This window comes from Methylobacillus rhizosphaerae, from assembly GCF_900187985.1.
GTDB lineage: Bacteria > Pseudomonadota > Gammaproteobacteria > Burkholderiales > Methylophilaceae > Methylobacillus > Methylobacillus rhizosphaerae.
In genome coordinates this window covers 409,669-436,129 of record NZ_FZOA01000001.1, presented here as the reverse complement: position 1 = coordinate 436,129, position 26,461 = coordinate 409,669, and the positions used below count along the sequence as shown (strand labels likewise).

The 26,461-nt window shown below is 52.1% G+C and carries 30 protein-coding genes; 24 read left to right on the top strand and 6 right to left on the bottom strand.

All coding sequences use genetic code 11. The features are described from left to right. Positions 1 to 92: 92 nt before the first annotated feature. Genes CHB59_RS02160 through CHB59_RS02130 form a run of 7 tightly spaced genes read left to right on the top strand, consistent with a single transcriptional unit; the run spans position 93 to position 5,597 of the window. A complete protein-coding gene (locus CHB59_RS02160; RefSeq protein ID WP_089374568.1) occupies positions 93 to 692 on the top strand; it encodes a riboflavin synthase in 600 nt (199 codons plus the stop codon). Positions 693 to 719: 27 nt separating this feature from the next. Beyond that, complete coding sequence (ribBA, locus tag CHB59_RS02155; RefSeq protein WP_089374567.1) at positions 720 to 1,805, top strand: bifunctional 3,4-dihydroxy-2-butanone-4-phosphate synthase/GTP cyclohydrolase II; 1,086 nt, start codon at positions 720 to 722, stop codon at positions 1,803 to 1,805. Positions 1,806 to 1,843: 38 nt separating this feature from the next. Beyond that, positions 1,844 to 2,413: a YqgE/AlgH family protein gene (locus CHB59_RS02150; RefSeq protein WP_089374566.1), complete on the top strand. Its 570-nt coding sequence runs from the start codon at positions 1,844 to 1,846 to the stop codon at positions 2,411 to 2,413. Beyond that, positions 2,406 to 2,852: a Holliday junction resolvase RuvX gene (gene ruvX, locus CHB59_RS02145; RefSeq protein ID WP_089374565.1), complete on the top strand. Its 447-nt coding sequence runs from the start codon at positions 2,406 to 2,408 to the stop codon at positions 2,850 to 2,852. The genes CHB59_RS02150 and ruvX overlap by 8 nt, the downstream gene beginning before the upstream one ends. After that, positions 2,849 to 3,373: a bifunctional pyr operon transcriptional regulator/uracil phosphoribosyltransferase PyrR gene (gene pyrR, locus CHB59_RS02140; protein ID WP_089374564.1), complete on the top strand. Its 525-nt coding sequence runs from the start codon at positions 2,849 to 2,851 to the stop codon at positions 3,371 to 3,373. The genes ruvX and pyrR overlap by 4 nt, the downstream gene beginning before the upstream one ends. Beyond that, complete coding sequence (locus CHB59_RS02135; RefSeq protein WP_089374563.1) at positions 3,373 to 4,326, top strand: aspartate carbamoyltransferase catalytic subunit; 954 nt, start codon at positions 3,373 to 3,375, stop codon at positions 4,324 to 4,326. The genes pyrR and CHB59_RS02135 overlap by 1 nt, the downstream gene beginning before the upstream one ends. After that, positions 4,323 to 5,597 (top strand): dihydroorotase, encoded by a 1,275-nt coding sequence (locus tag CHB59_RS02130; RefSeq protein WP_089374562.1) that lies wholly within the window; start codon positions 4,323 to 4,325, stop codon positions 5,595 to 5,597. Before CHB59_RS02135 ends, CHB59_RS02130 begins: the two co-directional genes overlap by 4 nt. Before the next feature lie 53 nt (positions 5,598 to 5,650). On the opposite strand, the gene CHB59_RS02125 is transcribed toward CHB59_RS02130, so the two are convergent. Then, positions 5,651 to 6,403 carry a TerC family protein gene (locus CHB59_RS02125; RefSeq protein ID WP_089374561.1) on the bottom strand — a complete coding sequence of 251 codons (753 nt, stop codon included), beginning with the start codon at positions 6,401 to 6,403 and terminating at the stop codon, positions 5,651 to 5,653. Positions 6,404 to 6,507: 104 nt separating this feature from the next. Further along, the gene (locus tag CHB59_RS02120) at positions 6,508 to 7,554 is read right to left on the bottom strand and encodes a type IV pilus twitching motility protein PilT (protein WP_089374560.1); all 1,047 of its coding nucleotides are present in this window, start codon (positions 7,552 to 7,554) and stop codon (positions 6,508 to 6,510) included. Between the two features lie 79 nt (positions 7,555 to 7,633). Between CHB59_RS02120 and CHB59_RS02115 the strand changes: the two genes are divergently transcribed. Genes CHB59_RS02115 through CHB59_RS02105 form a run of 3 tightly spaced genes read left to right on the top strand, consistent with a single transcriptional unit; the run spans position 7,634 to position 9,757 of the window. After that, a complete protein-coding gene (locus CHB59_RS02115; RefSeq protein ID WP_089374559.1) occupies positions 7,634 to 8,332 on the top strand; it encodes a YggS family pyridoxal phosphate-dependent enzyme in 699 nt (232 codons plus the stop codon). A gap of 5 nt (positions 8,333 to 8,337) precedes the next feature. Next, on the top strand, positions 8,338 to 9,147 hold the full coding sequence (gene proC, locus CHB59_RS02110; RefSeq protein ID WP_089374558.1) for a pyrroline-5-carboxylate reductase: 810 nt from the start codon (positions 8,338 to 8,340) through the stop codon (positions 9,145 to 9,147). Positions 9,148 to 9,181: 34 nt separating this feature from the next. Further along, the gene (locus CHB59_RS02105; RefSeq protein WP_089374557.1) at positions 9,182 to 9,757 is read left to right on the top strand and encodes a YggT family protein; all 576 of its coding nucleotides are present in this window, start codon (positions 9,182 to 9,184) and stop codon (positions 9,755 to 9,757) included. A 52-nt stretch (positions 9,758 to 9,809) separates the two neighbouring features. Here the strand turns inward: CHB59_RS02105 and rng are convergent, their stop codons facing one another. Both rng and CHB59_RS02095 read right to left on the bottom strand, forming a co-directional pair. After that, positions 9,810 to 11,261, bottom strand: coding sequence for a ribonuclease G (gene rng / locus CHB59_RS02100; RefSeq protein WP_089374556.1), 1,452 nt, complete (start codon positions 11,259 to 11,261; stop codon positions 9,810 to 9,812). Between the two features lie 28 nt (positions 11,262 to 11,289). Next, a complete protein-coding gene (locus CHB59_RS02095) occupies positions 11,290 to 11,880 on the bottom strand; it encodes a Maf family protein (RefSeq protein WP_089374555.1) in 591 nt (196 codons plus the stop codon). A 186-nt stretch (positions 11,881 to 12,066) separates the two neighbouring features. Between CHB59_RS02095 and CHB59_RS02090 the strand changes: the two genes are divergently transcribed. Beyond that, positions 12,067 to 12,510, top strand: coding sequence for an NUDIX hydrolase (locus tag CHB59_RS02090; protein WP_089374554.1), 444 nt, complete (start codon positions 12,067 to 12,069; stop codon positions 12,508 to 12,510). 26 nt (positions 12,511 to 12,536) lie between these two features. Then, positions 12,537 to 13,619 carry a tRNA 2-thiouridine(34) synthase MnmA gene (mnmA, locus tag CHB59_RS02085; protein ID WP_179212034.1) on the top strand — a complete coding sequence of 361 codons (1,083 nt, stop codon included), beginning with the start codon at positions 12,537 to 12,539 and terminating at the stop codon, positions 13,617 to 13,619. A 29-nt stretch (positions 13,620 to 13,648) separates the two neighbouring features. On the opposite strand, the gene CHB59_RS02080 is transcribed toward mnmA, so the two are convergent. Beyond that, positions 13,649 to 14,260: a glutathione S-transferase family protein gene (locus CHB59_RS02080; RefSeq protein WP_089374553.1), complete on the bottom strand. Its 612-nt coding sequence runs from the start codon at positions 14,258 to 14,260 to the stop codon at positions 13,649 to 13,651. A 46-nt stretch (positions 14,261 to 14,306) separates the two neighbouring features. Here CHB59_RS02080 and nadC point away from each other — a divergent pair, with 46 nt between their 5' ends. From nadC to asd, 5 genes are all read left to right on the top strand, one after another. After that, positions 14,307 to 15,173, top strand: a complete 867-nt coding sequence (gene nadC / locus CHB59_RS02075; RefSeq protein WP_089374552.1) for a carboxylating nicotinate-nucleotide diphosphorylase — start codon at positions 14,307 to 14,309, stop codon at positions 15,171 to 15,173. Between the two features lie 140 nt (positions 15,174 to 15,313). Then, on the top strand, positions 15,314 to 17,020 hold the full coding sequence (locus tag CHB59_RS02070; RefSeq protein ID WP_089374551.1) for an acetolactate synthase 3 catalytic subunit: 1,707 nt from the start codon (positions 15,314 to 15,316) through the stop codon (positions 17,018 to 17,020). Between the two features lie 12 nt (positions 17,021 to 17,032). After that, positions 17,033 to 17,524: an acetolactate synthase small subunit gene (gene ilvN, locus CHB59_RS02065; protein WP_089374550.1), complete on the top strand. Its 492-nt coding sequence runs from the start codon at positions 17,033 to 17,035 to the stop codon at positions 17,522 to 17,524. Between the two features lie 59 nt (positions 17,525 to 17,583). Next, a complete protein-coding gene (gene ilvC / locus CHB59_RS02060) occupies positions 17,584 to 18,600 on the top strand; it encodes a ketol-acid reductoisomerase (protein ID WP_089374549.1) in 1,017 nt (338 codons plus the stop codon). Positions 18,601 to 18,736: 136 nt separating this feature from the next. Continuing rightward, positions 18,737 to 19,591, top strand: a complete 855-nt coding sequence (gene asd / locus CHB59_RS02055) for an archaetidylserine decarboxylase (protein WP_089374548.1) — start codon at positions 18,737 to 18,739, stop codon at positions 19,589 to 19,591. A gap of 88 nt (positions 19,592 to 19,679) precedes the next feature. On the opposite strand, the gene CHB59_RS02050 is transcribed toward asd, so the two are convergent. After that, on the bottom strand, positions 19,680 to 20,204 hold the full coding sequence (locus tag CHB59_RS02050; protein ID WP_089374547.1) for an RNA pyrophosphohydrolase: 525 nt from the start codon (positions 20,202 to 20,204) through the stop codon (positions 19,680 to 19,682). Between the two features lie 205 nt (positions 20,205 to 20,409). Here CHB59_RS02050 and CHB59_RS02045 point away from each other — a divergent pair, with 205 nt between their 5' ends. From CHB59_RS02045 to dxs, 7 genes are all read left to right on the top strand, one after another. Further along, positions 20,410 to 21,366, top strand: coding sequence for a YVTN family beta-propeller repeat protein (locus CHB59_RS02045; protein WP_089374546.1), 957 nt, complete (start codon positions 20,410 to 20,412; stop codon positions 21,364 to 21,366). 53 nt (positions 21,367 to 21,419) lie between these two features. After that, positions 21,420 to 21,953: an SRPBCC family protein gene (locus CHB59_RS02040; RefSeq protein ID WP_089374545.1), complete on the top strand. Its 534-nt coding sequence runs from the start codon at positions 21,420 to 21,422 to the stop codon at positions 21,951 to 21,953. A 212-nt stretch (positions 21,954 to 22,165) separates the two neighbouring features. After that, the gene (locus CHB59_RS02035) at positions 22,166 to 22,591 is read left to right on the top strand and encodes a pilin (protein WP_089374544.1); all 426 of its coding nucleotides are present in this window, start codon (positions 22,166 to 22,168) and stop codon (positions 22,589 to 22,591) included. Between the two features lie 57 nt (positions 22,592 to 22,648). Then, positions 22,649 to 23,317, top strand: a complete 669-nt coding sequence (locus CHB59_RS02030) for an alpha/beta hydrolase (protein ID WP_089374543.1) — start codon at positions 22,649 to 22,651, stop codon at positions 23,315 to 23,317. Positions 23,318 to 23,425: 108 nt separating this feature from the next. After that, positions 23,426 to 23,683 (top strand): exodeoxyribonuclease VII small subunit, encoded by a 258-nt coding sequence (gene xseB, locus CHB59_RS02025; RefSeq protein WP_089374542.1) that lies wholly within the window; start codon positions 23,426 to 23,428, stop codon positions 23,681 to 23,683. After that, a complete protein-coding gene (locus tag CHB59_RS02020; protein ID WP_179212033.1) occupies positions 23,680 to 24,570 on the top strand; it encodes a polyprenyl synthetase family protein in 891 nt (296 codons plus the stop codon). Before xseB ends, CHB59_RS02020 begins: the two co-directional genes overlap by 4 nt. A gap of 11 nt (positions 24,571 to 24,581) precedes the next feature. Then, entirely contained in the window at positions 24,582 to 26,426 is a 1,845-nt protein-coding gene (gene dxs / locus CHB59_RS02015; RefSeq protein WP_089374541.1) for a 1-deoxy-D-xylulose-5-phosphate synthase, read from the top strand. Positions 26,427 to 26,461: the final 35 nt, after the last annotated feature.

Below are 26,461 nucleotides of genomic sequence, written 5' to 3'. Positions count from 1 at the left end.
GACAACTCTCCGATTGAATCATCCAACACAACCACTTAGCTCCCGAACAAAAATCCTCCAAACCCAGCATGACGTCTGCTAGAATTCAACTCATGTTTACCGGCATCATTCAGGCTCAAGGCCATATCCAGACCATCACTCGTCATGACGACGACGTCACACTCATCATAGATACAGGCAATCTTGATCTACAGGACGTTGCCATTGGCGACAGCATCGCCGTCAACGGTGTCTGCCTGACGGCCATCAGGCTCGGCCCTCGCGAGTTTGAAGCTGACGTCTCGAAGGAAACATTATCCTGCACCGTGGGACTGGACAGCCTGCGCCCGATCAACCTCGAAAAAGCACTACGTCTTTCAGACCGCTTGGGAGGCCACCTGGTCAGTGGACATGTAGATGGCGTAGGCCAGGTCATACGCTTTGAACCTGTCGGGGAGAGCATGTTGCTGACAGTGCGTGCTCCTCATGCCTTGTCGCGCTATATCGCGATCAAAGGTTCTGTCACCATCGACGGTGTCAGCCTGACAGTCAACAGCGTTGATGGTGATGACTTTAGTGTCAACCTTATTCCCCACACGGTGGAAGTCACCACATTGAAACACCTAGGGACTGGCAGTCGTGTCAACCTCGAGGTTGACCTGATTGCCCGTTATGTAGACCGTATGACACAATGGGCAGACACTCCTGCCTGATACTTGATACATTTAATTTGTGCATTCATGATTAGCCCCACCACAGAAATAATCGAAGAAATACGCCAAGGTCGCATGGTCATCCTCGTTGACGAAGAAGACCGGGAAAACGAGGGCGACCTTGTGCTGGCAGCCCAATTCACCACTGCTGAGCATATCAATTTCATGGCCAAGCATGGTCGCGGCCTGATCTGTCTGACCGTCACCGAGGAGCGTTGCCTCCAACTCGACCTTGCGGCCATGGTGCAAAAAAATGGCAGTGGTATGGGTACTAATTTCACCGCATCCATTGAGGCCGCTGTTGGCGTTACCACAGGTATTTCTGCTGGAGACCGGGCCAGAACCATACAAGCCGCAGTCGCCCCGAATGCGAAACCTGCAGATATCGTCAGTCCTGGGCATATTTTCCCGGTAGCCGCACAAAATGGCGGCGTCCTGGTACGCGCCGGCCATACTGAAGCAGGGTGTGATCTTGCAGCCTTGGCGGGCCTCACGCCCGCTTCCGTCATCTGCGAGATACTGAAAGAAGATGGCAACATGGCCCGCCTACCTGACCTCATTGAGTTCGCAACACAGCACAATCTCAAAATCGGCACGATTGCCGACCTTATTCAATATCGTAATGAAAACGAATGCCTGGTCAAACGCGCGGCTGAGCGCGATGTCACCACACCCTATGGCCCGATGCGCCTGATTGCTTACGCCGACATGATTGCCAAGGAAACCCACCTGGCGCTGGTAAAAGGCAATATCACACCAGATCAGGAGGTACTAGTACGTGTACATGAGCCATTATCGGTATTTGACCTAATTGACGAAAGTAGCCGCTCACATTCATGGAACACGTTGCAGGCCATGAAAAAAATTCAGGAATCGCCTGCCGGTGTTGTTGTATTACTCCATAATGGGGAAGATGCTGCTGATTTGGTTGAGCGCATTAAGTTTGCTGATGAGCCCGTTCGTTTACGCCAGGACTTGCGCAACTACGGTATAGGCTCCCAGATCCTATTGGACTTGGGAGTAAAGAAAATGAAACTGCTGGCAGCCCCCAGGAAGATGCCTAGCATTGTTGGGTTTGGCCTGGAAATTACCGGCTATGTTGAAACACCCTGACCACGCCAAGGTCAGCATTCTTTGAAGACAAGCATCACGTGGAAAATGTTAATCTCACTGGTCAGTTTCTGGTTGCCATGCCGGCAATGACTGACCCTCACTTCGCCAAGTCCGTGACTTTCATCTGGGAACATAATGAAGATGGTGCCGTCGGCATTGTCATTAATCGCCCTTTTGACATGGATTTGCAGGCATTATTCACACAATTGAATATGCCATTGACAACTGACTTGATAGACCAACCGATATATTTTGGTGGGCCAGTGCAACAAGATCGGGGATTTGTGCTGCACCAGCCATTGGCAGAGTGGGATTCCACGTTGGATCTTGGTAACGGCACCGGTCTTACCACGTCAAAGGATATCCTGCAGGCCATTGCAGAGGGGCGCGCCCCGACCAATTTTCTTATCAGCCTGGGTTATGCAGGCTGGTCAGCGGGCCAGCTGGAACAGGAAATCGCTCAAAATGCCTGGCTGACTATAGAAGCCACTCCGGAGCAACGCGACCATTTACTGTTTGACTTGCCGGCTCAAGACAAAGTACAGGCGACAATGGCCTTGCTGGGGCTGGATTTTGTCCGGTTATCCGAGGAAGCAGGTCATGCCTGAGACAACACCCGGACACCAGCCTCTTGGTTGTGTTCTGGGTTTTGATTTTGGTGAAAAACGTATCGGCATCGCGGTAGGAGAGCATCTTCTGGGTATTGCACATCCATTGATCACAATTGATGAAGAGGCCAATGACAAACGCTTTGCCGCTATCGCTACGCTTATTGCAGAATGGCAGCCGGTAGCACTGGTCGTAGGCTTGCCCAGCTACCTCAATGGCGATGAGCATGCATTGACCCTGCTATGCCGCAAGTTTTCCCGCAGGCTTGAAGGACGCTTCAATTTACCAGTCCACCTGGTGGATGAACGTCTCAGTTCTGCAGAGGCCAGTCAGGCATTGCGACAAACCGGCATTACAGGGCGCAAGCAGAAACCCATGCTGGATCAAGTGGCAGCGCAGCATATCCTGCAATCTTATTTTGATGGACTAGCCTCATGACGACCAACCCACAAATTCCAAATGCAGAAGTACTGCTCAGCCGGCTGGAACAGAAACTCACGCCTCTGATCCAGCCACAAACAGCCATCATTGGTATCCATAGTGGCGGTGCATGGATTGCTGAGCGCCTGCTCCCTTTGTTGCAGCAGGCACATCCCGATTGCTCTCTCGTTTTCGGCACTCTGGATAGCTCCTTTTACCGGGATGATTATCATCAACGCGGCCTGCATACAGAAACGCGCCCATCACAAATTTCATTTGACGTCGAAAACAGGCATATCATCTTGCTGGATGATGTGTTTTATACTGGCCGTACCATTCGTGCCGCCATGAATGAGTTATTTGATTACGGTAGGCCAGCGAGCATTACACTTGCGGTTCTGGTTGACCGTGGTGGACGGGAGTTGCCGATTTGTCCGCAAGTGGCAGCCATCCAGCTGGAATTACCTTTTGAACAGAAGCTACAATTATCGCGTGATGACAACAACCTGCTCCACTTCAGCCTGGAGGCAAATGCCTGATGCATAATCCCCAACTCACCAAGGAGGGCAAACTCCAGCACCTGCTGACCACCGAAGGGTTGCCGCGTGCCATCCTGAATCAGATACTGGATACTGCGGAATCATTTGTTGGCGTTGCAGAACGCGAAGTCAAGAAAGTGCCTCTGCTACGCGGGAAAACCGTGTGCAACATCTTCTTCGAGAACAGCACACGCACGCGCACCACATTTGAGATTGCGGCAAAACGCCTCTCTGCCGACGTCATCACACTCAATGTGAGTACTTCCTCACAATCCAAGGGTGAAACCATCCTGGATACCGTAAACAACCTGACGGCCATGCATGCCGATATGTTTGTCGTACGCCATGCGGAATCCGGCGCAGCCCATTTCATCGCCAGGCACGTCGCACCACATATCCATGTCATCAATGCCGGTGATGGTCGTCACGCCCATCCAACCCAGGGCCTGCTGGATGTCTTCACCATCCGTCGCTACAAGCCTGACATGCACAATCTGCGCGTTGCCATCATTGGCGATGTCTTGCACTCGCGCGTGGCACGTTCTGAAATTCACGCCCTCACCACTCTGGGCGTCCCCGAAGTGCGTGTCATTGCTCCCAAAACCTTGTTACCCCAACATGTCGAGAAACTGGGAGTACAGGTCTATCACGACATGAATGAAGGCTTGAAAGATGTGGATGTTGTCATGATGCTGCGTCTGCAGAATGAACGCATGAATGGCGCCCTGTTGCCAAGCGCACAGGAGTATTTCAAATGCTACGGTCTGACTCCAGAGAAACTGGCGCTTGCCAAGCCGGATGCCATCGTCATGCATCCAGGCCCCATGAACCGTGGCGTGGAAATTGATTCTGTGGTTGCAGACGGCGGACAATCCGTCATTCTGCCTCAGGTCACTTATGGTATTGCAGTACGTATGGCAGTCATGAGCATTCTCGCAGGGAACTCCGAATGAACATTCATATCAAGCAAGGTCGCCTAGTCGATCCGAAACACAATATCGACGCCATACAGGATGTTTTTGTTTCCGAAGGAAAAATTGCAGGAACAGGTCATGCACCAGACGGCTTCGTTGCCGACCAGGTCATTGATGCCACCGGATTGGTAGTGTGCCCGGGCCTGGTGGACGTTGCTGTCCGCCTGCGCGAACCTGGCAATGAATACAAGGCTTCGCTCAAAAGTGAATTGCGCGCTGCTGTGGCAGGCGGCGTCACCAGTCTTGCCTGCCAGCCTGACACGGATCCGGTACTGGATGAATCCGGGCTTGTGGAAATGCTCAAGCATCGCACCAAGCAACAACAACTGAGCAATGTTTATCCCTTGGGGGCGCTCACACTGCAACTGGCCGGCAAACAAATTACGGAAATGAATGAGCTGACAGACGCCGGCTGTGTGGGCTTCACGCAATCGGACAACTCCATTACCGATACCCAGGTACTATGGCGTGCCATGCAATATGCAGCCACATTCGGCTTTACCGTGTGGTTACGCCCACAGGAGCCCTACCTGGCCCGTGATGGTGTTGCCCACGATGGTGAAGTAGCTACCCGCCTTGGTCTGAAAACCATTCCGGTCGCAGCAGAAACTTTAGCGCTTGCCACCATTCTGCATATCGCCAGTGAAACCGGCGCCAAAGTACATATCTGCCGCCTTTCCAGTGCAGAAGGTGTTGCCATGGTCAAGGAAGCCAAACAAAAAGGACTTGAGGTCACATGTGACGTCAGCGCCAATCATCTACACCTGACAGAACACGATATCGGCTTTTTTGATACCAATTGCCATCTCCGCCCTCCGCTACGTACTCAACGGGATCGTGATGCACTACGTCAGGCACTGCTTAATGGGACTATAGATCTCGTATGTTCCAACCACAGCCCGGTAGACGAAGACGCAAAACTTATGCCATTTGGAGAAGCAGAGGCGGGCGCAACCGGTCTGGAGCTGCTGCTGCCACTGACCCTCAAATGGGCAAACGAACTGAATATCCCATTGCTGGATGCACTGACGCGTATCACCATCGCACCCGCTACTACTCTGGGTATTGCCCAAGGACATCTTGGCCTCAATGCCTCGGCCGATATTTGTATCTTCGACCCTCAGCAATACTGGAAAATTGAACCTGCCAATCTATTGAGTCAGGGCAAGAACACGCCATTTTCCGGCATGGAGCTGGCAGGCAAGGTACGCTACACACTGGTCAATGGCCAGGTTGTTTACAGTAGCTGAGTAACAAATGCGTGATCCGTTCCAGCGGACGGGTCACGCAACACCCATATCGCTTATTGCAAGGGCCTCTTGCGCAACTTCACAGGCTTTCGTTCACTCACCCGCCGACGCATGCGGATATTGAGCATTTCCACAGCCACAGAGAATGCCATGGCAAAGTAGATATAGCCTTTGGGCACATGGACATCAAACCCTTCGACCATCAGCGTAACGCCGACAAGAATCAGGAATGACAACGCCAGAATCTTGATTGTGGGATGATTGTCCACGAAGTCACCAATGGACTTGGCAGCGAACAGCATCACGCCCACAGCGATAATGATAGCGGCGGCCATGACGCTCACATGATCCGCCAACCCTACGGCAGTAATGACCGAATCCAGGGAAAACACGATATCCAGCAACGCAATCTGTACCAGCACCATGCCTACGCTGGTGACGGCCACATTGGCATCATGATGCTCACCTTCACCTTCCAGGCTGTTGTGGATTTCATGTGTAGCCTTGGCCAACAGGAACAGTCCTCCGCCAATTAGTATCAGGTCTCGCCCTGAAATTGACAGACCTGCAATCTCAATCCATGGTTTGGTCAAACCCATGACCCATGAGATAGAAAACAGCAGTGCCAGGCGGGCAACCATGGCCAGGCTCAGGCCCACCCTTCTGGCAAAAGCCCGCTGCTTCTCGGGCAAACGGCCAACCAGGATGGAAATAAAAATAATATTGTCTATTCCCAGGACAATTTCCAGGGCAGTCAATGTGGCAAGTGCAATCCAGGCTTCAGGACCTGTAATCCATTCAAGCATATTCAACTCTCATCATTCTTATATATTTAAATAGTTAAGACTGGAAGCGCCCACTATACCGAGATTTCTCAAGCCTGCGGAGAGCGCTTAACGACCAAGCATACTTATGCGCTGGAGAAAAACTCTTTATTCGCTGCATTGGCCCTGGCTTCCGCGAGGGAAATGATGCCTCTGCGCAACAGGTCGTGCAGGTGCTGATCCAATGTCTGCATACCCTGCCCCTGCCCGGTCTGGATGACAGAATACATCTGCGCCACCTTGTTTTCGCGAATCAGGTTCCGGATCGCTGGGGTGGCTACCATGACTTCATACGCAGCCACACGACTGTGCCCATCCGCCGTTTTGCACAGAGTTTGTGAGATCACTGCACGCAATGATTCAGAGAGCATGGCACGCACCATGTCCTTCTCCACCGCCGGGAATACATCTACGATACGATCCATGGTTTTGGCGGCAGAGCTGGTATGCAATGTCCCCAATACCAGATGGCCGGTTTCAGCGGCCGACAATGCCAGCCGGATGGTCTCAGGATCGCGCATCTCGCCGACCAGGATCACATCCGGGTCTTCCCGCAAGGCAGAGCGCAGCGCATTGGCAAAAGAGAGAGTATGTAATCCGATCTCACGCTGGTTGATCAGGCATTTCTTTGATCTATGCACAAATTCGACAGGATCCTCGATGGTCAGGATATGTCCTGCAATATTTTCATTGATGCAATCCACCATGGCAGCAAGCGTGGTGGATTTTCCGCTACCTGTCGGGCCTGTCACCAGAACCAGGCCTCGTGTCTCCTGCACAATCTCGCGCAGTATTACAGGGCAGCCTAATTGCTCCATGGTCGGTATGTGGGCAGGTATCCTGCGGAAAACCGCTCCTGCTCCACGATACTGGGTGAATATGTTGACTCGGAAACGTGCCAGGCCAGGCACATCGAAAGCAAAATCGCACTCTAACAGCTCCGCATATCGTGCACGCTGCTCAGCATTCATAATGCTGTCTACCATCTGGTATACAACCTGCTGTTCCAGCACCGGCATATCCAGCTGCTTTGCCTCTCCTTGCACCCGTATCCATGGCGGCATGCCGGCAGAGATATGCAAGTCTGACGCCTGACTCTTAACTGAAAATACCAGCAACTCTATAATATCCAAGCAGAGGCTCCTGCTATAATTTTCGTCTTGGGCACCTCAATGCCAAAGTATGGTTGCAATCACGAAAGCTGCATGAATTATGGACACAATTGGCGAGCGCTGGCAAGCGGTCAGATCCCGGATTGAAACAGCAGCACTTGCTGCTGGAAGAACCCCGGGCTCCGTACACCTGCTGGCAGTCAGCAAGGCGCATACCGCCAGTGAATTGCGCAAGGTATATGCAGCCGGGCAACGCAAGTTTGGCGAAAACTACCTGCAGGAAGCACTCGACAAGCAGCAGGAGCTTCAGGAGCTCGACATAGAATGGCATTTCATCGGCCCGATCCAGAGCAATAAAACCCAGCCCATTGCCCGGCATTTTGATTGGGTGCACAGTGTCGATCGCAGCAAAATTGCGGACAGGTTGAATGCTGCCCGCAGTATGGAGCTACCCAGGCTGCAGGTCTGTATCCAAGTCAATATCAGTGAGGAAACCAGCAAAAGTGGTATCGCCATACAGGACGTCATGGCCCTGGCTGCATACATTCAGCAATTACCCCGCTTGCAATTGCGAGGCCTGATGACCATCCCGGCTCCAACTACCGATCCTATGCAACAACAGGCACAGTTTCACGCCGTGCGCCAGATTTACAACCAACTGCTGGCACAGGGCTATGCCTTGGACACATTGTCCATGGGCATGTCAGAAGATTTTCCCGCAGCCATACTTGAGGGTGCGACAATAGTCAGAGTCGGCTCTGCAATTTTTGGGCCGAGAATCAAATCCACAGTAGAATAAATACCATGAAAATCAGCTTTATCGGCGGTGGCAACATGGCTCGCGCCATTATCAGCGGGCTCAAGAAAACAGCTTTAAGCAGGGCAGAAATCAATGTCGTTGAGCTTGATGCTGCAAAACGTCTCCAACTGGAAGATGAGTTTGGCGTACAAACGACAGAACATTTGCCCAGCGTGGTCGATGCAGACATCATTGTGCTGGCGGTCAAGCCACAGCAATTACGTGATATCTCGATATTCCTTGCCAGTTTTCTCAATGAACAGTTGATTATTTCCATCGCAGCCGGTATCAGCTGCCAGGCGCTCAGCCGCTGGCTAAATGGCTACAACGCTATTGTACGGGTCATGCCCAATACGCCAGCGCAGATTCAGGCTGGCATTTCTGGCCTCTATGCTGCAGAAGGCGTCAGCATCGAACAGCGTGAGCAGGCCAACCTGCTGCTATCTGCTGTCGGCAGCACCTTGTGGGTGGATGATGAAAGCAAGATCGATGCGGTCACCGCCATTTCCGGCAGTGGTCCTGCCTATGTGTTCTATTTTATTGAAGCACTGGAACAGGCTGCGCTTGAGTTGGGGTTCGATCAGGAACAGGCTCGTGTCCTCAGCCTACAGACTTTTCTTGGCGCAAGCCAACTGGCAAGTCAGAGTGCATCGCCAGCGGCAGAACTGCGCGCCCAGGTCACTTCCAAGGGAGGCACAACAGCCAGTGCCATCCAGTCCATGGAGCAAGCCACTATCAAGCAATCCATTATCCAAGCCGCACATGCTGCAGCAACCCGCGCGCATGAACTGGGCGAACAATTAGCAAAGGATTAAGCATGTCTGTATCACCACAACCTCCGGAGTCCGCATGATAGAGAATGCCTTGCAGTTCTTGCTGCATACCCTGCTGGGGCTGTTTACCCTGGCCTTGTTATTGCGCTTCTACCTGCAACTTACCCGTGCACCGTTTCAGAACCCAGTATCCCAGGCCGTCATCGCCGTTACCAACTTTGTTGTCAAACCCGTCCGGCGTATCATTCCAGGCATTGCCGGCCTGGATGCATCCACGCTGCTACTGGCGTTCATTGCCCAACTCCTGCTGCAAATCGGCTCACTGTGGATACGCGATTTTCCCCTACTGGTTGCCGGCAACTCCATCTGGATTGCACTGGCAGGGCTCGCTTTTGTCGGCCTGCTCAAGCTGAGTATTTATATTTTCCTCTATGCTGTATTGCTGCAAGCCATCCTGAGCTGGATCAACCCTTACACCATCGTCACGCCAGTGCTTGACGCCTTGACGCGACCACTCATACGCCCGCTACGCAACCGCATTCCGGCAGCAGGTGGCTTTGATCTCACGCCACTGGTCGTATTCATTGTGGCGCAGCTGTTGTTGATTATGGTGATCACACCGATGGAGCAACAACTGTTGAGGCTTTTTTAAAACAATAAAAAACCGGCAACTGCCGGTTTTTTTTATCCTTCCCTCCAGAACACTACATCAGCACGATGTCATATGTTTCCTGGGCATAATGTGTTTCAGCCTGCAAAGCTATCGGCTTTCCGATAAAATCGGACAGGTTGGCCAAGCTTTGCGATTCTTCATCCAGCAGCATATCTATCACCTTGGTAGAGGCCAATATCCTGAACTCCTTGGCAGTAAACTGTTTTGCATTGCGTAACAGCTCACGAAAAATGTCATAGCATATGGTCTGGGCCGTCCTGACTTCGCCGCGCCCCTTGCAATACCCACACGGCTCACATAACAGGTGCGCCAAGCTCTCCCGGGTTCGCTTGCGCGTCATTTCAACCAATCCTAGTGTTGAGAACCCATTAACACCAGTGCGCGCCCTGTCTCTGAACACGGCCTTTTTAAGCTCGGCAAGCACGGCACTTTGCTGTTCTTCTTCATCCATATCAATGAAGTCAATGATGATGATGCCGCCAAGGTTACGTACCCGCAGCTGCCGCGCAATACATTGTGCGGCTTCTAGATTAGTCTTGAATATCGTGTCAGAAAGACTGCGCCCGCTGACGAAGCCGCCAGTGTTGACATCAACAGTGGTCAATGCCTCGGTCTGGTCAAAAATCAGGTATCCCCCCGATTTCAGCTCCACCTTACGCGACATGGCTTTATTGATTTCATGCTCGACGTTATACATATCAAACAAAGGCCGTCCGCCTTGATAATGTTCAATCAACTTGACCGCGCCCACTGCATAATGGCTGGCAAAATCCTGCAGTTTTTGATAGGTTTCTCGCGAATCGACCAGAATACGTTCAGTCTCATCACTCACCACATCCCGCAATATGCGCATTGGCAGATCCAGGTCCTGGAACACCAGTGATCGATCTGCCGCTCCGTGACTAGCTGCCTGTATATTACTCCAGACCTTCTGCAGGTATTCAATATCGGCCAGTAACTCCTCATCGGTTGCGGCCTCAGACATGGTGCGGATGATATAGCCACCCTGGCGGTTTTCAGGCAACAAGCGCAGGAGTCGCTCACGCAACATTTCGCGCTCCGCTTCATCCTCAATACGTTGCGATACGCCGATATGCTGCTGCTGGGGCAAATAGACAAGAAAACGTCCTGCAATGCTGATTTGTGTAGTCAGGCGGGCGCCCTTAGTGCCGATAGGCTCTTTGATCACCTGCACCATCACCGGCTGCCCTTCGTGCAGCACTTCCTGAATCGCCTTTTCCTTTTCAGGACTGCAACACTCAAGAATATCGGCCACATGCAGGAAAGCAGCCCGTTGCAAACCGATTTCGACAAATGCGGACTGCATGCCAGGCAGGACGCGGCATACCTTGCCACGATAAATATTCCCCACCAGACCCAGCGAAGTAGCACGTTCAACATGCAACTCCTGCAGTATCCCCTGTTCGACAATGGCAACCCGCGTTTCCTGCGGTGTTACATTGATTAAGATTTCTTCACTCATGACATCATTTCAATCTACCGGATTCTTTTCAGCGTGATGCGCCAGGAATCGCAAACCCATAATTCCGCAATAAGACAGCCGTTTCAAACAAAGGCAGCCCCATCACCCCGGAATAACTCCCCTCAATACGTTCAATCAATGTGCCGCCCAGACCTTGTATGCCATAAGCCCCTGCCTTGTCTCGCGGTTCCCCGCTGGCAACATAGGCTGCAATCACATCATGGCCCAGGCTTGCCATCTTGACTCGAGTCGTTGAAAGTGACACCTCCACTCCACGGTCACTTGCAAGCGCAATCGCCGTATGTACCTCATGCCAGCTCCCGGACAAAGTAGCCAGCATGGAATAAGCATCAGCATCATTTTCCGGCTTCCCCAGGATACAGCCATCCAGACATACCGTCGTATCTGCTGCCAGCACAGGCATATCAATGTCAGTCAGCCTGCCGGCACAGACCTTGGCTTTTTCCCGCGCCAGCCGCAATACATAATCTGCTGCAGCTTCAGCATTATATACAGACTCGTCTATATCGGAAGGCAAAACCACAAACTCCACACCGATTTGCTGCAACAACTCCGCCCGCCTGGGAGAACGCGATGCAAGATAAATACGTGGTGACATATCACTAAGACCTTTATCATGGGATTGACTGGACTGGACGCCGATACTACCTGATTGTCTGCATGCGCAACAATCAGGAAGAATGACGCTCCGTATCGCATAGACTGGCCCCGGCATCAATCTCACTGTAAAATTACGCACTTACGTTATTCAGCCTGCACACCTGCCACCTTGATGAACCACCCCATGATCTGGAAACCACATACCACTGTTGCTGCCATCATTGAACAAGATGGCCGTTTTCTTATGGTGGAAGAAGAAACAGCAGATGGCATTCGTCTCAACCAACCTGCAGGCCATGTGGAAGATGGTGAAACCCTACTCGAGGCCGTGATACGTGAAACACGTGAGGAAACGGCATATCGCTTCACCCCGCACAAGCTGCTGGGTGTTTATCATTGGCGCCACCCGTCCAAGGATATGACTTATGTACGCTTTGCCTTTATTGGCCAGGCAGACCAGCATCAGGCGGAACAGGCACTGGATGATGGGATCATCCGCGCACTCTGGCTCACCGCAGATGAAATTCGCGCCTGTCAGCCGCAGCACCGTAGCCCGCAAGTGCTTGCTTGTGTGGAGCATTACCTGGCAGGGCAGCATTTCCCCCTGAATGTCATTACGCATTTATAGAATCAATATTTGATAGATCACGCATCATGAAGAAAAAAGTCATCGTTGGCATGTCCGGAGGTGTTGACTCATCAGTCGCAGCCCTCTTGCTTCAAGAACAAGGTTATGAAGTCACGGGCCTGTTCATGAAAAACTGGGAAGATGATGATACAGACGAGTATTGTCCCGCCAAGCAGGACCTGATTGATGCCGTTGCCGTTGCCGATAAGCTCGGCATCGAAATTGAAGCTGTCAATTTCAGCAAGGAATACAAAGAGCGCGTCTTTGCCAATTTTCTCGAAGAATACAGCGCAGGCCGCACGCCCAATCCAGACATCCTCTGCAACTCGGAAATCAAGTTCAAGGCCTTCCTCGATCATGCCATGGCTCTGGGTGGCGACCTGATGGCCACAGGCCATTATGCACAGGTACGCGAAAAAAATGGCCTGTTCCAGTTAATGAAAGCCGATGATGGTACTAAGGACCAGAGTTACTTCCTGCATCGCCTCAATCAGGCCCAATTATCAAAAACCCTCTTCCCGCTTGGCCATCTCCTCAAGCGTGAAATCCGTGATATTGCCCGCCGTGCCGGCCTGCCGACCAGTGAGAAGAAAGATTCAACTGGCATCTGTTTTATCGGCGAACGTCCTTTCCAGGAGTTTCTCAGCCGCTACCTGCCGCGCACGCCGGGAGAAATCCAGACACCAGAAGGCAAAGTAGTCGGCCAGCATAATGGCTTGATGTATTACACCATGGGGCAGCGCCAGGGACTGGGTATCGGCGGATCACGTGACAGCAACGGCGAACCCTGGTTTGTCGCAGGAAAAGATATGGCAAACAATATCCTGACCGTCGTGCAAGGCCACGACCATCCGCTGCTGCTCAATGACGGCCTGACAGCCAGCAATTTGCACTGGATTTCCGGCGAAGATCCGAAAACGCATTGGGTTTATGCTGCCAAGACACGCTACCGCCAACCTGATGCCCCATGCGAAATTGACAGGCTTGACCAGGATTCAGCCGAGATTCGCTTTGGCCACAAACAATGGGCCATTACTACCGGTCAGTCTGTCGTTGTTTATGAGAGCAATGTCTGCCTGGGCGGGGGGATTATCACTTCAGCACTATGACCTGATGGCGGCAGACTTGTCCGCCATCATCATTGAACGACGGGCGCGGTCTGCCTGAACGAAGGCCGCTTGGACATATCTGCATAATGCCGCGCCAGATTCGGATATTGCTCCCTCCAGCCTAATTGCTGATAGCGTAGCTCCAGATAACCCAGTACACAACCCAAGGCAATATCCGCCAGACTGAAGGTGTTATTGACGCACCATTTATTCTTGCCCAGATCATCATTCAGGGTTTGCAAACCCCGTTCCACCTTACCCATCTGCTTGGCAATGATGGCCGGGTCCTGCATAGCTTCGGGGCGCCGCCCTTCCATGACCGCAGCAATCGCAGCATCACATACGCCATCAGCCAATGCTTCCCAGCGCCGCACCCAGACCCTGGCACTATGTTCCTGAGGAATCAGATGCGCCAAAGGCGTGCGGTTATCCAGATATTCCACAATCACGCGTGAATCATAGAGGCTATCATCATCCGCCAGGATCAACACAGGGATCTTCCCCAGAGGATTATAGTCATTGACCGGGCAGTCCGGGTCTGCAAGCACAACCGGCACCATGGTCACCTCAATGTGTTTCTCAGCTGCGACGATACGCACTTTGCGCGCATAGGGACTGGTATTGGAATAGAGGAGTTTCATCTCTGGAGACAACGTTGAATGCGGAAAAATCATTATAATGTAAATCATGAACGCTACATTATCCGCTCTCGCCAATACATTATCCTCCACCATTCACGCAGATGTTGCCCGCGCTCTGGATGAGGACCTGGGAAATGGCGATGTCACAGCACAACTGGTACCTGCCGGGCAATATGCCCGCGCCACGATCATCAGTCGCGAGGACGCGGTCATTTGCGGCATCCCCTGGGCAACCCAGGTATTTCACCAGATTTCCCCGGAAATCCAGCTTGACTGGCAAGTAGCCGAAGGCGATGAAATCCAGGCTGGCGCCGTACTGTGCAAACTCTATGGAACAGCCCGCGCGCTGCTCACCGCTGAGCGCTGCGCGCTCAACTTTCTGCAGACCCTGTCTGCAACAGCAAGTCTGACCCATCGATACGTCAAGGAAGTTGCCGGCACTCGTGCCAGCATCCTGGATACTCGAAAAACATTGCCCGGCCTCAGACTGGCCCAGAAATATGCAGTGCTTGCCGGCGGCGGCATCAATCAGCGCATCGGGCTTTATGATGGCATCCTGATCAAGGAAAACCATATTGCTGCGGCAGGTAGCATCCAAGCTGCGCTGAATAATGCGCGCGCCCTGAATGCCAATGTCCCGATTCAGATCGAAGTGGAAACCCTGGAGCAGCTGCAAAACGCACTTGACGCCGATGCGACCCTGATCCTGCTGGATAATTTCAGCACCACCCAACTGCAGGAAGCCGTCCATATCAATCGTCAACGTGCCGTACTGGAAGCCTCCGGCGGCATTGATCTCAATAATGTACGAGAAATTGCCATGACCGGTGTTGACCGCATTTCCATCGGCAGCCTGACCAAGCATATACACGCACTGGATCTTTCTATGCGTTTTCAGACTGAATCACCGTAAACAAAAAAACTGCGCTCTCCATCCCAGCCACTTAAAAATCACCGGCTTAAAGCGGTTTTCAGTGATTTTACCTTGACCAAATCAACACAAACCGTTAGTGTTCTAAGTTTCCCAAATTCTCGGCATAACAAGCAATTTCTATGGAATTATCTGGCGCAGAAATCGTCATTCGTTGCCTGCAGGAAGAAAACGTCCAGTACGTTTTTGGCTATCCTGGTGGCGCGGTGCTCAACATCTATGATGAAATATTCAAACAGGACAAGTTCAAGCATATTCTTGTCCGACATGAGCAAGCTGCTGTGCATGCGGCAGACGCCTATTCTCGCGCCACAGGTGAAGTCGGCGTTGCACTGGTGACATCTGGCCCTGGCGCAACCAACGCCATTACCGGTATCGCAACCGCGCACATGGACTCCATCCCCATGGTCATTATCAGCGGTCAGGCCCCGACACCCCAGATCGGCCTTGATGCCTTCCAGGAAGTCGATATGATCGGCATTTCACGCCCTTGTGTGAAACACAATTTCCTGGTCAAGGATGTAAAAGACATTGCACCGACAATCAAGAAAGCCTTCTTCATTGCTGCAACCGGACGCCCCGGCCCTGTTGTCGTTGATATTCCCAAGGACATTACTGCGCACCTGGGACATTTTGAATATCCGGAAACTGTCGAGTTACGCTCCTATACTCCTATCCTCAAGGGACATTCAGGTCAGATCAAGAAAGCCATCAAGCTGATGCTTGAAGCCAAACGCCCCATGCTCTACACCGGTGGCGGCGTGGTTTTGGGAGATGCGGCCGATCAGCTGGTCAAACTGGCCCACAGGCTGGGTTTCCCGGTGACCAACACCCTGATGGGTCTAGGTGGCTACCCGGCAACGGACAAGCAGTTTGTCGGCATGCTCGGCATGCATGGCACACTGGAAGCCAACATGGCAATGCAGCACTGTGATGTGCTGATTGCCGTGGGTGCGCGCTTTGATGACCGTGTCATCGGTAATCCGCAGCATTTCTACAACAAGGATCGCACCATCATTCATATTGATGTGGATCCCTCTTCCATCTCCAAACGCGTTAAGGTGGATGTACCCATCGTCGGCCATGTACAGTCCGTGCTCTCCGAGATGAACGAGTTGCTGGATGCGGAAAACCGCACTCCCGATACCGCCGCCCTCAAGGCATGGTGGACGCAGATTGAGGAGTGGCGTGGACGCAACTGCCTCTCCTACAACCGCAATAGCGACATCATCAAGCCACAATACGTCATTGAGAAACTGTGGGAAGTCACCAAAGGTGACGCTTATGTCACGTCTGACGTAGGCCAGCACCAGATGTGGGCTGCGCAATATTACAAATTCGACAAGCCGCGTCGCTGGATCAACTCTGGTGGCCTGGGTACCATGGGTGTTGGCCTGCCTTATGCCATGGGCGTGCAGTTCGCCGACCCCAAGGCCAAGGTGGCCTGTGTCACCGGCGAAGGCAGTATCCAGATGAATATCCAGGAACTGTCCACCTGCAAGCAGTTCCACCTGCCAATCAAGGTGATACTGCTCAATAACCGCTATCTGGGCATGGTGCGCCAATGGCAGCAGTTCTTCTATGAAAATCGTTACTCAGAGTCCTATATGGACAGCCTGCCAGACTTCGTCAAACTGGCAGAGTCCTATGGCCATGTCGGCATGAACATCGAAAACCCTGCTGATGTTGAAGGTGCCTTGACCGAGGCATTCAACCTCACCGACAGGTTCGTCTTCATGAACTTCATCACCGATCAGAGCGAAAACGTGTTCCCCATGGTGCCAAATGGCAAGGGGTTATCCGAAATCATCCTGGCTGAAGACCTGTAAGAAGAACCAAGCATGAAACATATCATCTCCATATTGATGGAAAACGAAGCCGGCGCCCTTTCCCGCGTGGCCGGCCTGTTTTCCGCCCGTGCATACAATATTGAATCCCTGACCGTGGCGCCCACTGAAGATGCCACGTTGTCACGCATGACCATCGTCACCTCCGGATCGGACGAAGTGATCGAGCAGATCATCAAGCAGCTCAACAAGCTGATTGATGTGGTCAAGGTACTGGACCTCAACGATGGCCGTTTTATCGAACGTGAGCTGATGTTGGTGAAGGTAAAAGCTACCGGATCATTCCGGGATGAAATGAAGCGTATGTGCGACATTTTCCGCGGACGCATTATCGATGTAGCAGATGGCAGCTACACCATCGAACTGACCGGCTCCGGTTCCAAGCTGGATGCCTTCCTGGAAGCACTGGACAAGGCCGCCATTCTGGAAACCGTGCGTACCGGAGCTTCCGGCATAGGCCGTGGTGACAGAATACTCAAACTTTAAACACTCAAAGCCGCCCATCACACTGGGCGGCAGAATCCATTTGTATTGAAAGGTAAAAAATGAAAGTCTATTACGACAAGGACGCAGACCTCTCCCTGATCAAAAAGCTGAAAGTAACCATCGTTGGTTACGGTTCCCAGGGCCATGCTCACGCACAGAACCTGAAGGATTCCGGCGTCAGCGTCACGATCGGTGCACGCAAGGACGGCAGCTCCTTTGCCAAGGCTGTGAACGCTGGTCATGACGTGAAGGAAATCAAGGATGCCGTGACTGGCGCCGATGTCGTCATGGTATTGCTGCCAGACGAAACTATGGCGGAAATCTATCACGCAGAAATCGAACCCAACCTGAAGAAGGGTGCTGCGCTGGCGTTTGCCCACGGTTTCAACGTGCATTACAACCAGATCGTGCCGAGCAAGGATCTGGACGTCATCATGATCGCTCCCAAGGGCCCAGGCCACACCGTGCGCTCCGAATACCTCAAGGGTGGCGGCGTGCCGTCCCTGATCGCGGTTTACCAGGATGCCTCCGGCAAAGCCAAGGACATTGCGCTTTCCTACGCTGCAGCCAACGGCGGCACCAAGGGTGGCGTGATCGAAACCAATTTCCGCGAAGAAACTGAAACTGACTTGTTCGGCGAACAGGCTGTGCTCTGTGGTGGCGCAGTCGAGCTGGTCAAAGCTGGCTTCGAAACTCTGGTCGAAGCTGGTTACGCACCTGAAATGGCCTACTTCGAGTGTCTGCACGAACTCAAGCTGATCGTGGATCTCATGTACGAAGGCGGCATCGCTAACATGAATTATTCCATCTCCAACAACGCGGAATACGGCGAATATGTCACCGGCCCACGCGTGATTGCTGATCAAGCCCGTGCTGCGATGAAGGAATGCCTGACCAACATCCAGAACGGCGACTACGCCAAGCAATTCATCCTGGAAGGCCGCACCAACTACCCATCCATGACTGCACGCCGTCGCCTGAACGCTGCTCACCCAATTGAGCAAGTTGGTGGTCAACTGCGCGCCATGATGCCTTGGATTGCCAAGAACAAGCTGGTAGATCAATCCAAGAACTAAGGGTTCTAGGCAATTGATCGAGTTCAAATCTCAATCCAAGAAATAATACTGATAGACTTACCATCAGTATAATAAAGAGGCAGGGTACCCACCCCGCCTCTTTTGCTTTCCGCTTACCATTCTTGAGGCTACTGTTGTGTTGAAACCTTGCTCTGTCCTTCTACAATATCTGTTGCCACGCACAGGCCTGACTGCCCTCGCTGGTAAATTTGCCCACCTGCGTGCAGGCAAGTTCACAACAGCAGTCATTCGCTGGTTCGTCAAACGCTATCAGGTCAATATGCTGGAAGCTGCCAACCCTGACATTACCAGTTATGCCACATTCAATGAATTCTTCACTCGTGCCCTGAAACCCGGCATTCGCCCTCTGGCACAGGCAGCACAAGTCTGCCCGGTAGATGGTGCTATCAGCCAAGTCGGTCGTATTGAACAAAACCAGATTTTCCAGGCCAAAGGCCACCAATACTCCACTCGCGCATTGCTGGGTGGCAACGCGGAAATGGCCCAGACTTACGAAAATGGCCAATTTGCCACCATCTACCTCAGCCCGCGTGATTATCATCGTATTCATATGCCCTGTGACGGTCAGCTGCTGTCGATGACCTACGTGCCTGGTGAACTGTTTTCCGTCAACCCTGTGACTGCCCAGCATATTCCCGGCTTATTTGCGCGCAATGAACGTGTCATATGCGAGTTCGAGAATACTGATGGGAAATTTGCCTTGGTATTAGTGGGAGCCACCATCGTAGGCAGTATGGCAACAGTATGGCACGGCCTGATCAATCCGCCACGTCCTGGCAGCATCCGTACCTGGGATTACCGCAAGTACAAGCGTCAATTAAAACAGGGAGATGAGATGGGGCGCTTCCTGCTGGGTTCCACAGTGGTGCTGTTATACCCGGCTGAATTCCAACTGGAATTCCAACCAGACTGGCAGCCTGCCCGCCCGGTCAGGCTAGGGGAAGCCATGGCCCGGAAACAACCGAGCTAGCTTGGCTGTAGGCAGCATAGCCAGGAATTGGTCACGGTAAACATCCCCCCAAGTTGAGGCCAGGATTACATTGTTTACCGTGATGCAATCAGCGCGCTGTGCGATTCATCTTGTCAAGCGTTGGGCGTAACCGCTGTTGATGATGCGTCATATGGGAAGAAAGTTCTTTCAGCGCCAGGCGATATACTTCGCGCTTGAACTCAATGACAGAGTCCATGGCCACCCAGTAATCACTCCAGCGCCAGGCATCGAATTCTGGATGAGTGCTGGCCCGAAGTGACACATCACTATCGCGCCCGACCAACCTGAGCAGGAACCATATCTGCTTCTGCCCTTTGTAACTGCCACGCCATTCACGCCTGATCCAGTTGGTAGGCACATCATAGCGCAACCAGTCCCGGGTACGCCCCAGAATCTTGACATGCTCAGGACGTAAGCCAACCTCTTCCATCAGTTCGCGGTACATGGCCTGTTCCGGGCTTTCGCCATATTTGATCCCGCCTTGCGGGAACTGCCAAGAGTGCTCGCGGATGCGCTTACCCCAAAACACCTGATTGCGGGCATTACATAAAATAATCCCCACATTCGGGCGATATCCATCCCGATCTATCATGACAACATACCTCTATAATTTGATGTAATTCTTCCATATTTCGCCTCAGATTGAAAGCCAGCCATATGTCGCATGATCAGCAGAATCCCGGTCATTTCAGGACAAATCCAGTCTTGACGCTATTTACAGCCCCCCCGTATACTCCAAAGTCAACCTGTGCCTGTTTATAAGCGTTACTACACCATCGGCAGAAATCTGATCAACAGTGAAACAATACCTCTCTATTTTTACCACTTCCCTTTTACTGGCCTTCTCCCTCTCAGCGCTCGCTGACGAGGCTTATATCACCAATCAAGGGGAAAACACTGTTTCCGTCCTCAACCTCGCTGATCACAAGATCGTTGCCACCATCGCTGTCGGCCAGGCCCCTGTAGGCGTTGCCGCATCAGCTGAGCAAGGCAAAGTCTATATCAGCAATGTAGATAGTCAGTCTGTATCCGTCATAGACAGTAAAAAATATGCAGTCGTGGACACCATCACCATTGCCGGCTCTCCTGTGGGCATTGCATTGTCGCCAGATAGCAAAACCTTGTATGTGGCTGACTGGAATGACAGCCGTGTGCTTGCCATTGATACGGCAGACACGACAAAGCGTCGCGAAGTCAGCATAGGCAAGGCCCCTGCCGGGATCATCCTCAGCCATGACGGCAGCAAACTTTATGTCGCCAATCGGGACAGCAATGACCTGGCCATTATCGACACACAATCATTACAAATATTGCAACGCATCCCGACCGGTGAACATCCTTTTGGCCTGACACTAAGCCCCGATGGAAAACAACTGTTTGTCGTCAATGTATATGCCAACAGCCTCTCCGTTATTGATCTCGACACCCTGGAGTCACGCATCATTGCAGTAGGGGAACATCCTTATTGCGTTACTGTCAGCCCAGACAGTCGCTATGCCTATGTCACCAACACCCAGGCAGATACAGTGTCAGTTATAGATCTGGAGCAAAACAAGGAAATCAGCAAAATTCATGTAGGCGGCTTCCCTGAAGGTATCAACTATGATGCCGCCTCCAACCAGATTTACGTTGCCAACTGGTTTGACAACTCAGTTTCAGTGATAGACGCCAGTAGCAATAAACTGGTCAAAAATATACCGACAGGGAAACAAAGTCGGGCTTTTGGCCAGTTTTTGCTCAAGACGTCACATTGATCAGGATCTGCATAGCAGTTCCACTTTTTAGCTAAATACATGGAGAAATATAGATGAAAAAAATACTCGCCCTGCTGGCTATCGGCATGCTGCCGCTGACCGCTGCTGCTCACGGCCCATCACCACAAAAAGTAGAAAAAATTGTCACCATCAATGCCAGCGCAGACAAAGTCTGGGCACTGGTCAAGGATTTCGGTAATTGGCAGAAATGGCATCCGGCTGTGGAAAGCACCAAGCTCGACAAGCGCAAGGATGAAAGCGGAGAAGAACAAACCGTACGCCTGCTGACCCTCAAAGGCGGCGGCACTATCCTGGAAAACCTCAAGAGCATTGATGAGGAAGGCAAGCAAATCAAATACGGCATCATTGAAGGTGTGCTGCCGGTTTCAGATTATTACTCCACAGTTACAGTCAAGCCTGTTGATGGCGGCAAGAGTGAAGTCAAGTGGATGGGACGTTTCTACCGCGTGTACAAGCTGAACCCTCCAATCCCTCCCGGCCAGGATGACAAATCTGCCCTGGATGCCGTTAATGGTGTATATGACACAGGCTTGGCAAATCTGAAGAAAGTGGCAGAAGGCCAATAATCAGCATCAGCCACTACTGATGACTTTCATACTTGAACCATAAGTCATGAGTGATGCCAGTAAAGCGGAGTGTAAGCTCCGCTTTTTTATTGATGTTAGAATGACCGAGTAAATACCCACCTGAACATTAATACTCTCATGGCAATGCGCTGAGTTTGCAAAACCTTACTGTTTGCCTAAACAACGCTCCATTTGAGAAAAGAGATCTCCAGATGCAAAAAGTACAACACGGTTTCACCGTTATTGAATTACTTGCCATACTCGCCATTGTCGGACTACTAGCCGCTGTCATCATTCCGGCCTCTATAGATGCAACAGTTAAAAGCCAGACTGACAAGGCGTACAAGGAAGTAACAGCACTCAAGGCTGCATTTGAAGCCACAGTCAACGAAGGCCAGATTCCCTCCCTAGAAGCCTCTGATCCCGGGTTCATTGGCACGCCAGTTCCCACCTCTGGTGAAGAAAACGTCTGCGCCATCAGCCTGACAGAAACAACCACCATCACCTGCAAAACTCAAGGCGGAGATCCCGATAGATTTAATGGCAACACTATTTCCCTTATCAGGAATGCAGAAGGCAAATGGTCTTGTGCCACCAGCGGGCTGGATGAAAAATACATTCCCGAACAATGCAGTTGATTTTCACACGTTCAATACCCGGTAACACTTGCCCTTGTGGCGCCAGGACAAATCACCATGACCCTGCTTGATTTTGTTGAATTATCCTCCAGCGACAGCATCCGCAATAGTGTGATCTGGCTGCACGGCCTGGGGGCAGACGGACATGACTTTTCCCCGGTCATCCGGGAATTGTCCCTGGCACATACACGCTTCATCCTGCCGCATGCCCCTTTCCAGCCAGTCACGGTCAATAATGGCTATGAAATGCGGGCCTGGTATGACATATACAGTTTTCAACCAGATGCCGAACAGGACATACATGGTATTCATGCAACGCAGCAGCAGATTGAAGCACTCATTGCCAACGAAATCGCCCGCGGTATCGACAGCAGAAACATCATGCTTGCCGGCTTCTCCCAGGGTGGGGCCATTGCATTACAAACTGCATTGCGCTATTCCCTGCCGCTTGCTGGTATCGTGGCACTCTCAACCTATTTACCATTAGCTGACAGCCTGGCTACAGAACGGCATCCCATCAACCAGAGCCTCCCCATTTTCATGGCACATGGCACTACAGACAATGTCATTCCCATGGAGCGTTACCGGGCATCAGTACAATCATTGCAGCAACTAGGCTACTCTCCGGAGCTGCATGAGTATCCGATGCCACATTCTGTTTGCCTGGAAGAAATTGATGATATCCGGCACTTTATGCAGCGGCACCTTGACTTATCCTTCACTTAAACATGGTTTACAAGGGCAGTTCAGCGTAAAATAACCCCTATTTTCACTAACGCAGGAAGCGATTCTGTCAGTTAAGTCTGTGTACACGCTACTGCAACGGTTGTATTCATGAATAAAAGAACCAAAGCCAATGACCAGCAAGGCAATATGTTCGAAGCGCTGAGCTTTGAAGTTGCCATGACGGAATTGGAAAGCCTGATTGGACAAATCGAGTCCGGCCAGCTGCCACTTGAAGAATCCTTGTCCGCTTACAAGCGTGGCTCCGAATTGCTGCAGCATTGCCAGAAATCTCTGGCCGATGTGGAGCAGCAAGTGCGCATTCTCTCTGAATCCAACCAGCTACAAACCTATACCGACAATAAATGATCGAATTTCACAGCTGGGCTCGCAATACCCAACAACGTATGGAGCAGGTTCTGGACACACTGCTCCCTGCCACAGATATCGCACCACACCGTTTGCATGAAGCCATGCGTTATGCCGTACTGGGAGGAGGAAAGCGTGTCCGCGCCCTGCTCGCACATGCCGCTGGTGAACTGTGTGAGGCAAACCCTGCCAAAGTAGATATGGCGGCGGCAGCTGTCGAACTGATCCACGCTTACTCCCTGGTGCATGATGATATGCCATGCATGGATGACGATGATCTGCGTCGTGGCAAACCATCCTGTCACAAGCAATACGACGACGCCACCGCCCTACTGGTCGGAGATGCATTGCAGACACTGGCATTTCAGTCCTTGGCAACTCCTGGTTTATGTACGGATCCGGGGCGCCAATTGGAAATGGTCAACCTGCTGGCAATTGCCAGCGGTTCACGTGGCATGGCAGGCGGCCAGGCGATTGACCTAGCCAGTGTGGGCAAGTCACTGGAACAGTCAGAACTGGAATACATGCATATCCACAAGACAGGTGCGCTGATACGCGCTGCCGCCCTGCTGGGCGCCCATTGCGCACCGGAGCTGGATCAGGAGCGACTGCACGCCATCGATCATTATGCCCAGGCCATCGGACTTGCATTCCAAGTTGTGGATGACATTCTGGATGCTGAAGCAGACAGCGAAACACTGGGCAAGACAGCGGGCAAGGATGCGGAAAGCGACAAACCAACTTATGTCACCATTCTTGGTATAGACCACGCAAAACAATTGGCCCAGGAGCTTCTGGATGACGCGCTTGCCCCACTCGCACCCTATGGGGAATTGGCCAACCAGTTGAAACAAGTGGCTTACTTCATTACTCAACGCAGCTTTTAAGCGGATACGCCATGTATGAACTGCTAGAAAGCATCAATTCACCTGAGGATTTGCGCAAGCTAAGTCGCAAGGAACTACTAGAGCTTGCCAGGCAGTTACGTGCCTTTCTGATCAGCAGTGTCGCCCAGACCGGCGGACACCTGTCCTCCAATCTCGGCGTCGTCGAGCTGACCATTGCCCTGCATTATGTGTTCAACACTCCCGAGGATCGCGTGGTCTGGGATGTAGGGCATCAGACTTATCCGCATAAAATCCTGACCGGCAGACGCGAAGCCATGAGTGGCTTGCGCAAGCCTGGTGGCATTGCTGGCTTTCCGCGTCGGGATGAAAGCATTTACGACACCTTTGGCACCGGCCACTCCAGCACATCGATCTCGGCCGCCCTGGGCATGGCAGTTGCAGCGCAGAAAACCGGTTCCAACCGCCATTCCATCGCCATTATTGGTGATGGGGCAATGACTGCGGGCATGGCATTTGAAGCCCTCAATAATGCGGGCGCCATGGATGCCAATCTCCTGGTCATTCTCAACGACAACGACATGTCGATTTCCCCCAATGTCGGTGCCCTGACCAACTACCTGGCCAAGCTGCTTTCAGGTCCTCTCTATACCAGCATGCGCCGCTCCGGCGAAAAAGTGCTGGGAGTGGTGCCGCCGGTCAGAGAGTTCGCCAAGCGCGCGGAAGAGCATGTCAAAGGCATGGTTACTCCCGGCACTTTGTTTGAAGAGTTCGGCTTCAATTACATCGGCCCGATTGATGGTCATGATATTGATGTGCTGATTACGACTTTACGCAATATCCGCGAACTCAAAGGCCCTCAGTTCCTGCATATCGCCACGCAGAAAGGTCATGGTTATCGCCCTGCAGAAGACAATCCTGGAAAATTCCACGGCGTTGGCAAATTTGATCCCAGCAATGGATGCTCTATCGCGCAAGGCAGTGCAAAAACCTACACTCAGGTATTCAGTGATTGGCTGGTTGATATGGCCAGACAGGATGAGCGCCTGATCGGCGTCACGCCCGCCATGTGTGATGGCTCTGGCCTGAATGCTTTTGCAGAGCAATTCCCCGATCGTTTTTACGATGTCGGTATTGCAGAACAGCATGCGCTGACTTTTGCTGCTGGCATGGCGTGCGATGGCCTGAAACCGGTTGTCGCCATTTATTCCACATTCCTGCAACGCGCCTATGACCAGTTCATTCATGATATTGCATTGCAAAACCTGCCCGTCATGTTTGCCATTGATCGCGCAGGCCTGGTCGGCGCGGATGGTCCAACCCACGCAGGAAGTTTTGACCTAAGTTACCTGCGCTGCATTCCCAATATCATCATCATGACGCCCAGTGATGAAAATGAATGCAGACAAATGCTATATACCGCCTACCAGCATCAAGGGCCATCCGCAGTACGTTATCCGCGTGGCGGAGGCCCAGGCGCCATCATTCATGAAACCATGCAAAGCCTGCCTATCGGCAAAGGCATTGTGCGAAGATCAGGTAAACGTATCGCCATCCTGGCATTCGGCAGCTTGTTGACGCCAGCCCTGGAAGCGGCAGAGGTCCTGGATGCCACGGTTGCTGATATGCGCTTTGTCAAACCACTGGACCGTGCGCTGGTTGAAGCACTGGCCAACAGCCATGAGCTGCTCGTCACCGTAGAAGAAAATGCCGTCATGGGCGGTGCCGGTGCTGCCATCATGGAAGCCTTGCAGGCCATGGGCCTGAATATCCCTGTACTGTGCCTGGGTCTGCCTGACACTTTCATTGAGCATGGTATCCATGAAACCATGCTGGCCGAATGTGGTCTCAATGCAACAGGAATTATTAGCGCAATTGAGAAAAGATTAACCAAGTAGTATACTCAACTATTACCGAATTCACTTAAGTTTTC

What these genes read in the sequence shown, in the direction of transcription:
- CHB59_RS02160 (WP_089374568.1), top strand. Translation starts at nt 93, where the DNA reads ATGTTTACCGGCATCATTCAGGCTCAAGGCCATATCCAGACCATCACT.
- ribBA (WP_089374567.1), top strand. Translation starts at nt 720, where the DNA reads ATGATTAGCCCCACCACAGAAATAATCGAAGAAATACGCCAAGGTCGC.
- ruvX (WP_089374565.1), top strand. Translation starts at nt 2,406, where the DNA reads ATGCCTGAGACAACACCCGGACACCAGCCTCTTGGTTGTGTTCTGGGT.
- pyrR (WP_089374564.1), top strand. Translation starts at nt 2,849, where the DNA reads ATGACGACCAACCCACAAATTCCAAATGCAGAAGTACTGCTCAGCCGG.
- CHB59_RS02135 (WP_089374563.1), top strand. Translation starts at nt 3,373, where the DNA reads ATGCATAATCCCCAACTCACCAAGGAGGGCAAACTCCAGCACCTGCTG.
- CHB59_RS02130 (WP_089374562.1), top strand. Translation starts at nt 4,323, where the DNA reads ATGAACATTCATATCAAGCAAGGTCGCCTAGTCGATCCGAAACACAAT.
- CHB59_RS02125 (WP_089374561.1), bottom strand. Translation starts at nt 6,403, where the DNA reads ATGCTTGAATGGATTACAGGTCCTGAAGCCTGGATTGCACTTGCCACA.
- CHB59_RS02115 (WP_089374559.1), top strand. Translation starts at nt 7,634, where the DNA reads ATGGACACAATTGGCGAGCGCTGGCAAGCGGTCAGATCCCGGATTGAA.
- proC (WP_089374558.1), top strand. Translation starts at nt 8,338, where the DNA reads ATGAAAATCAGCTTTATCGGCGGTGGCAACATGGCTCGCGCCATTATC.
- CHB59_RS02105 (WP_089374557.1), top strand. Translation starts at nt 9,182, where the DNA reads ATGATAGAGAATGCCTTGCAGTTCTTGCTGCATACCCTGCTGGGGCTG.
- rng (WP_089374556.1), bottom strand. Translation starts at nt 11,261, where the DNA reads ATGAGTGAAGAAATCTTAATCAATGTAACACCGCAGGAAACGCGGGTT.
- CHB59_RS02095 (WP_089374555.1), bottom strand. Translation starts at nt 11,880, where the DNA reads ATGTCACCACGTATTTATCTTGCATCGCGTTCTCCCAGGCGGGCGGAG.
- CHB59_RS02090 (WP_089374554.1), top strand. Translation starts at nt 12,067, where the DNA reads ATGATCTGGAAACCACATACCACTGTTGCTGCCATCATTGAACAAGAT.
- mnmA (WP_179212034.1), top strand. Translation starts at nt 12,537, where the DNA reads ATGAAGAAAAAAGTCATCGTTGGCATGTCCGGAGGTGTTGACTCATCA.
- CHB59_RS02080 (WP_089374553.1), bottom strand. Translation starts at nt 14,260, where the DNA reads ATGAAACTCCTCTATTCCAATACCAGTCCCTATGCGCGCAAAGTGCGT.
- nadC (WP_089374552.1), top strand. Translation starts at nt 14,307, where the DNA reads ATGAACGCTACATTATCCGCTCTCGCCAATACATTATCCTCCACCATT.
- CHB59_RS02070 (WP_089374551.1), top strand. Translation starts at nt 15,314, where the DNA reads ATGGAATTATCTGGCGCAGAAATCGTCATTCGTTGCCTGCAGGAAGAA.
- ilvN (WP_089374550.1), top strand. Translation starts at nt 17,033, where the DNA reads ATGAAACATATCATCTCCATATTGATGGAAAACGAAGCCGGCGCCCTT.
- ilvC (WP_089374549.1), top strand. Translation starts at nt 17,584, where the DNA reads ATGAAAGTCTATTACGACAAGGACGCAGACCTCTCCCTGATCAAAAAG.
- CHB59_RS02050 (WP_089374547.1), bottom strand. Translation starts at nt 20,204, where the DNA reads ATGATAGATCGGGATGGATATCGCCCGAATGTGGGGATTATTTTATGT.
- CHB59_RS02040 (WP_089374545.1), top strand. Translation starts at nt 21,420, where the DNA reads ATGAAAAAAATACTCGCCCTGCTGGCTATCGGCATGCTGCCGCTGACC.
- CHB59_RS02035 (WP_089374544.1), top strand. Translation starts at nt 22,166, where the DNA reads ATGCAAAAAGTACAACACGGTTTCACCGTTATTGAATTACTTGCCATA.
- CHB59_RS02030 (WP_089374543.1), top strand. Translation starts at nt 22,649, where the DNA reads ATGACCCTGCTTGATTTTGTTGAATTATCCTCCAGCGACAGCATCCGC.
- xseB (WP_089374542.1), top strand. Translation starts at nt 23,426, where the DNA reads ATGAATAAAAGAACCAAAGCCAATGACCAGCAAGGCAATATGTTCGAA.
- CHB59_RS02020 (WP_179212033.1), top strand. Translation starts at nt 23,680, where the DNA reads ATGATCGAATTTCACAGCTGGGCTCGCAATACCCAACAACGTATGGAG.
- dxs (WP_089374541.1), top strand. Translation starts at nt 24,582, where the DNA reads ATGTATGAACTGCTAGAAAGCATCAATTCACCTGAGGATTTGCGCAAG.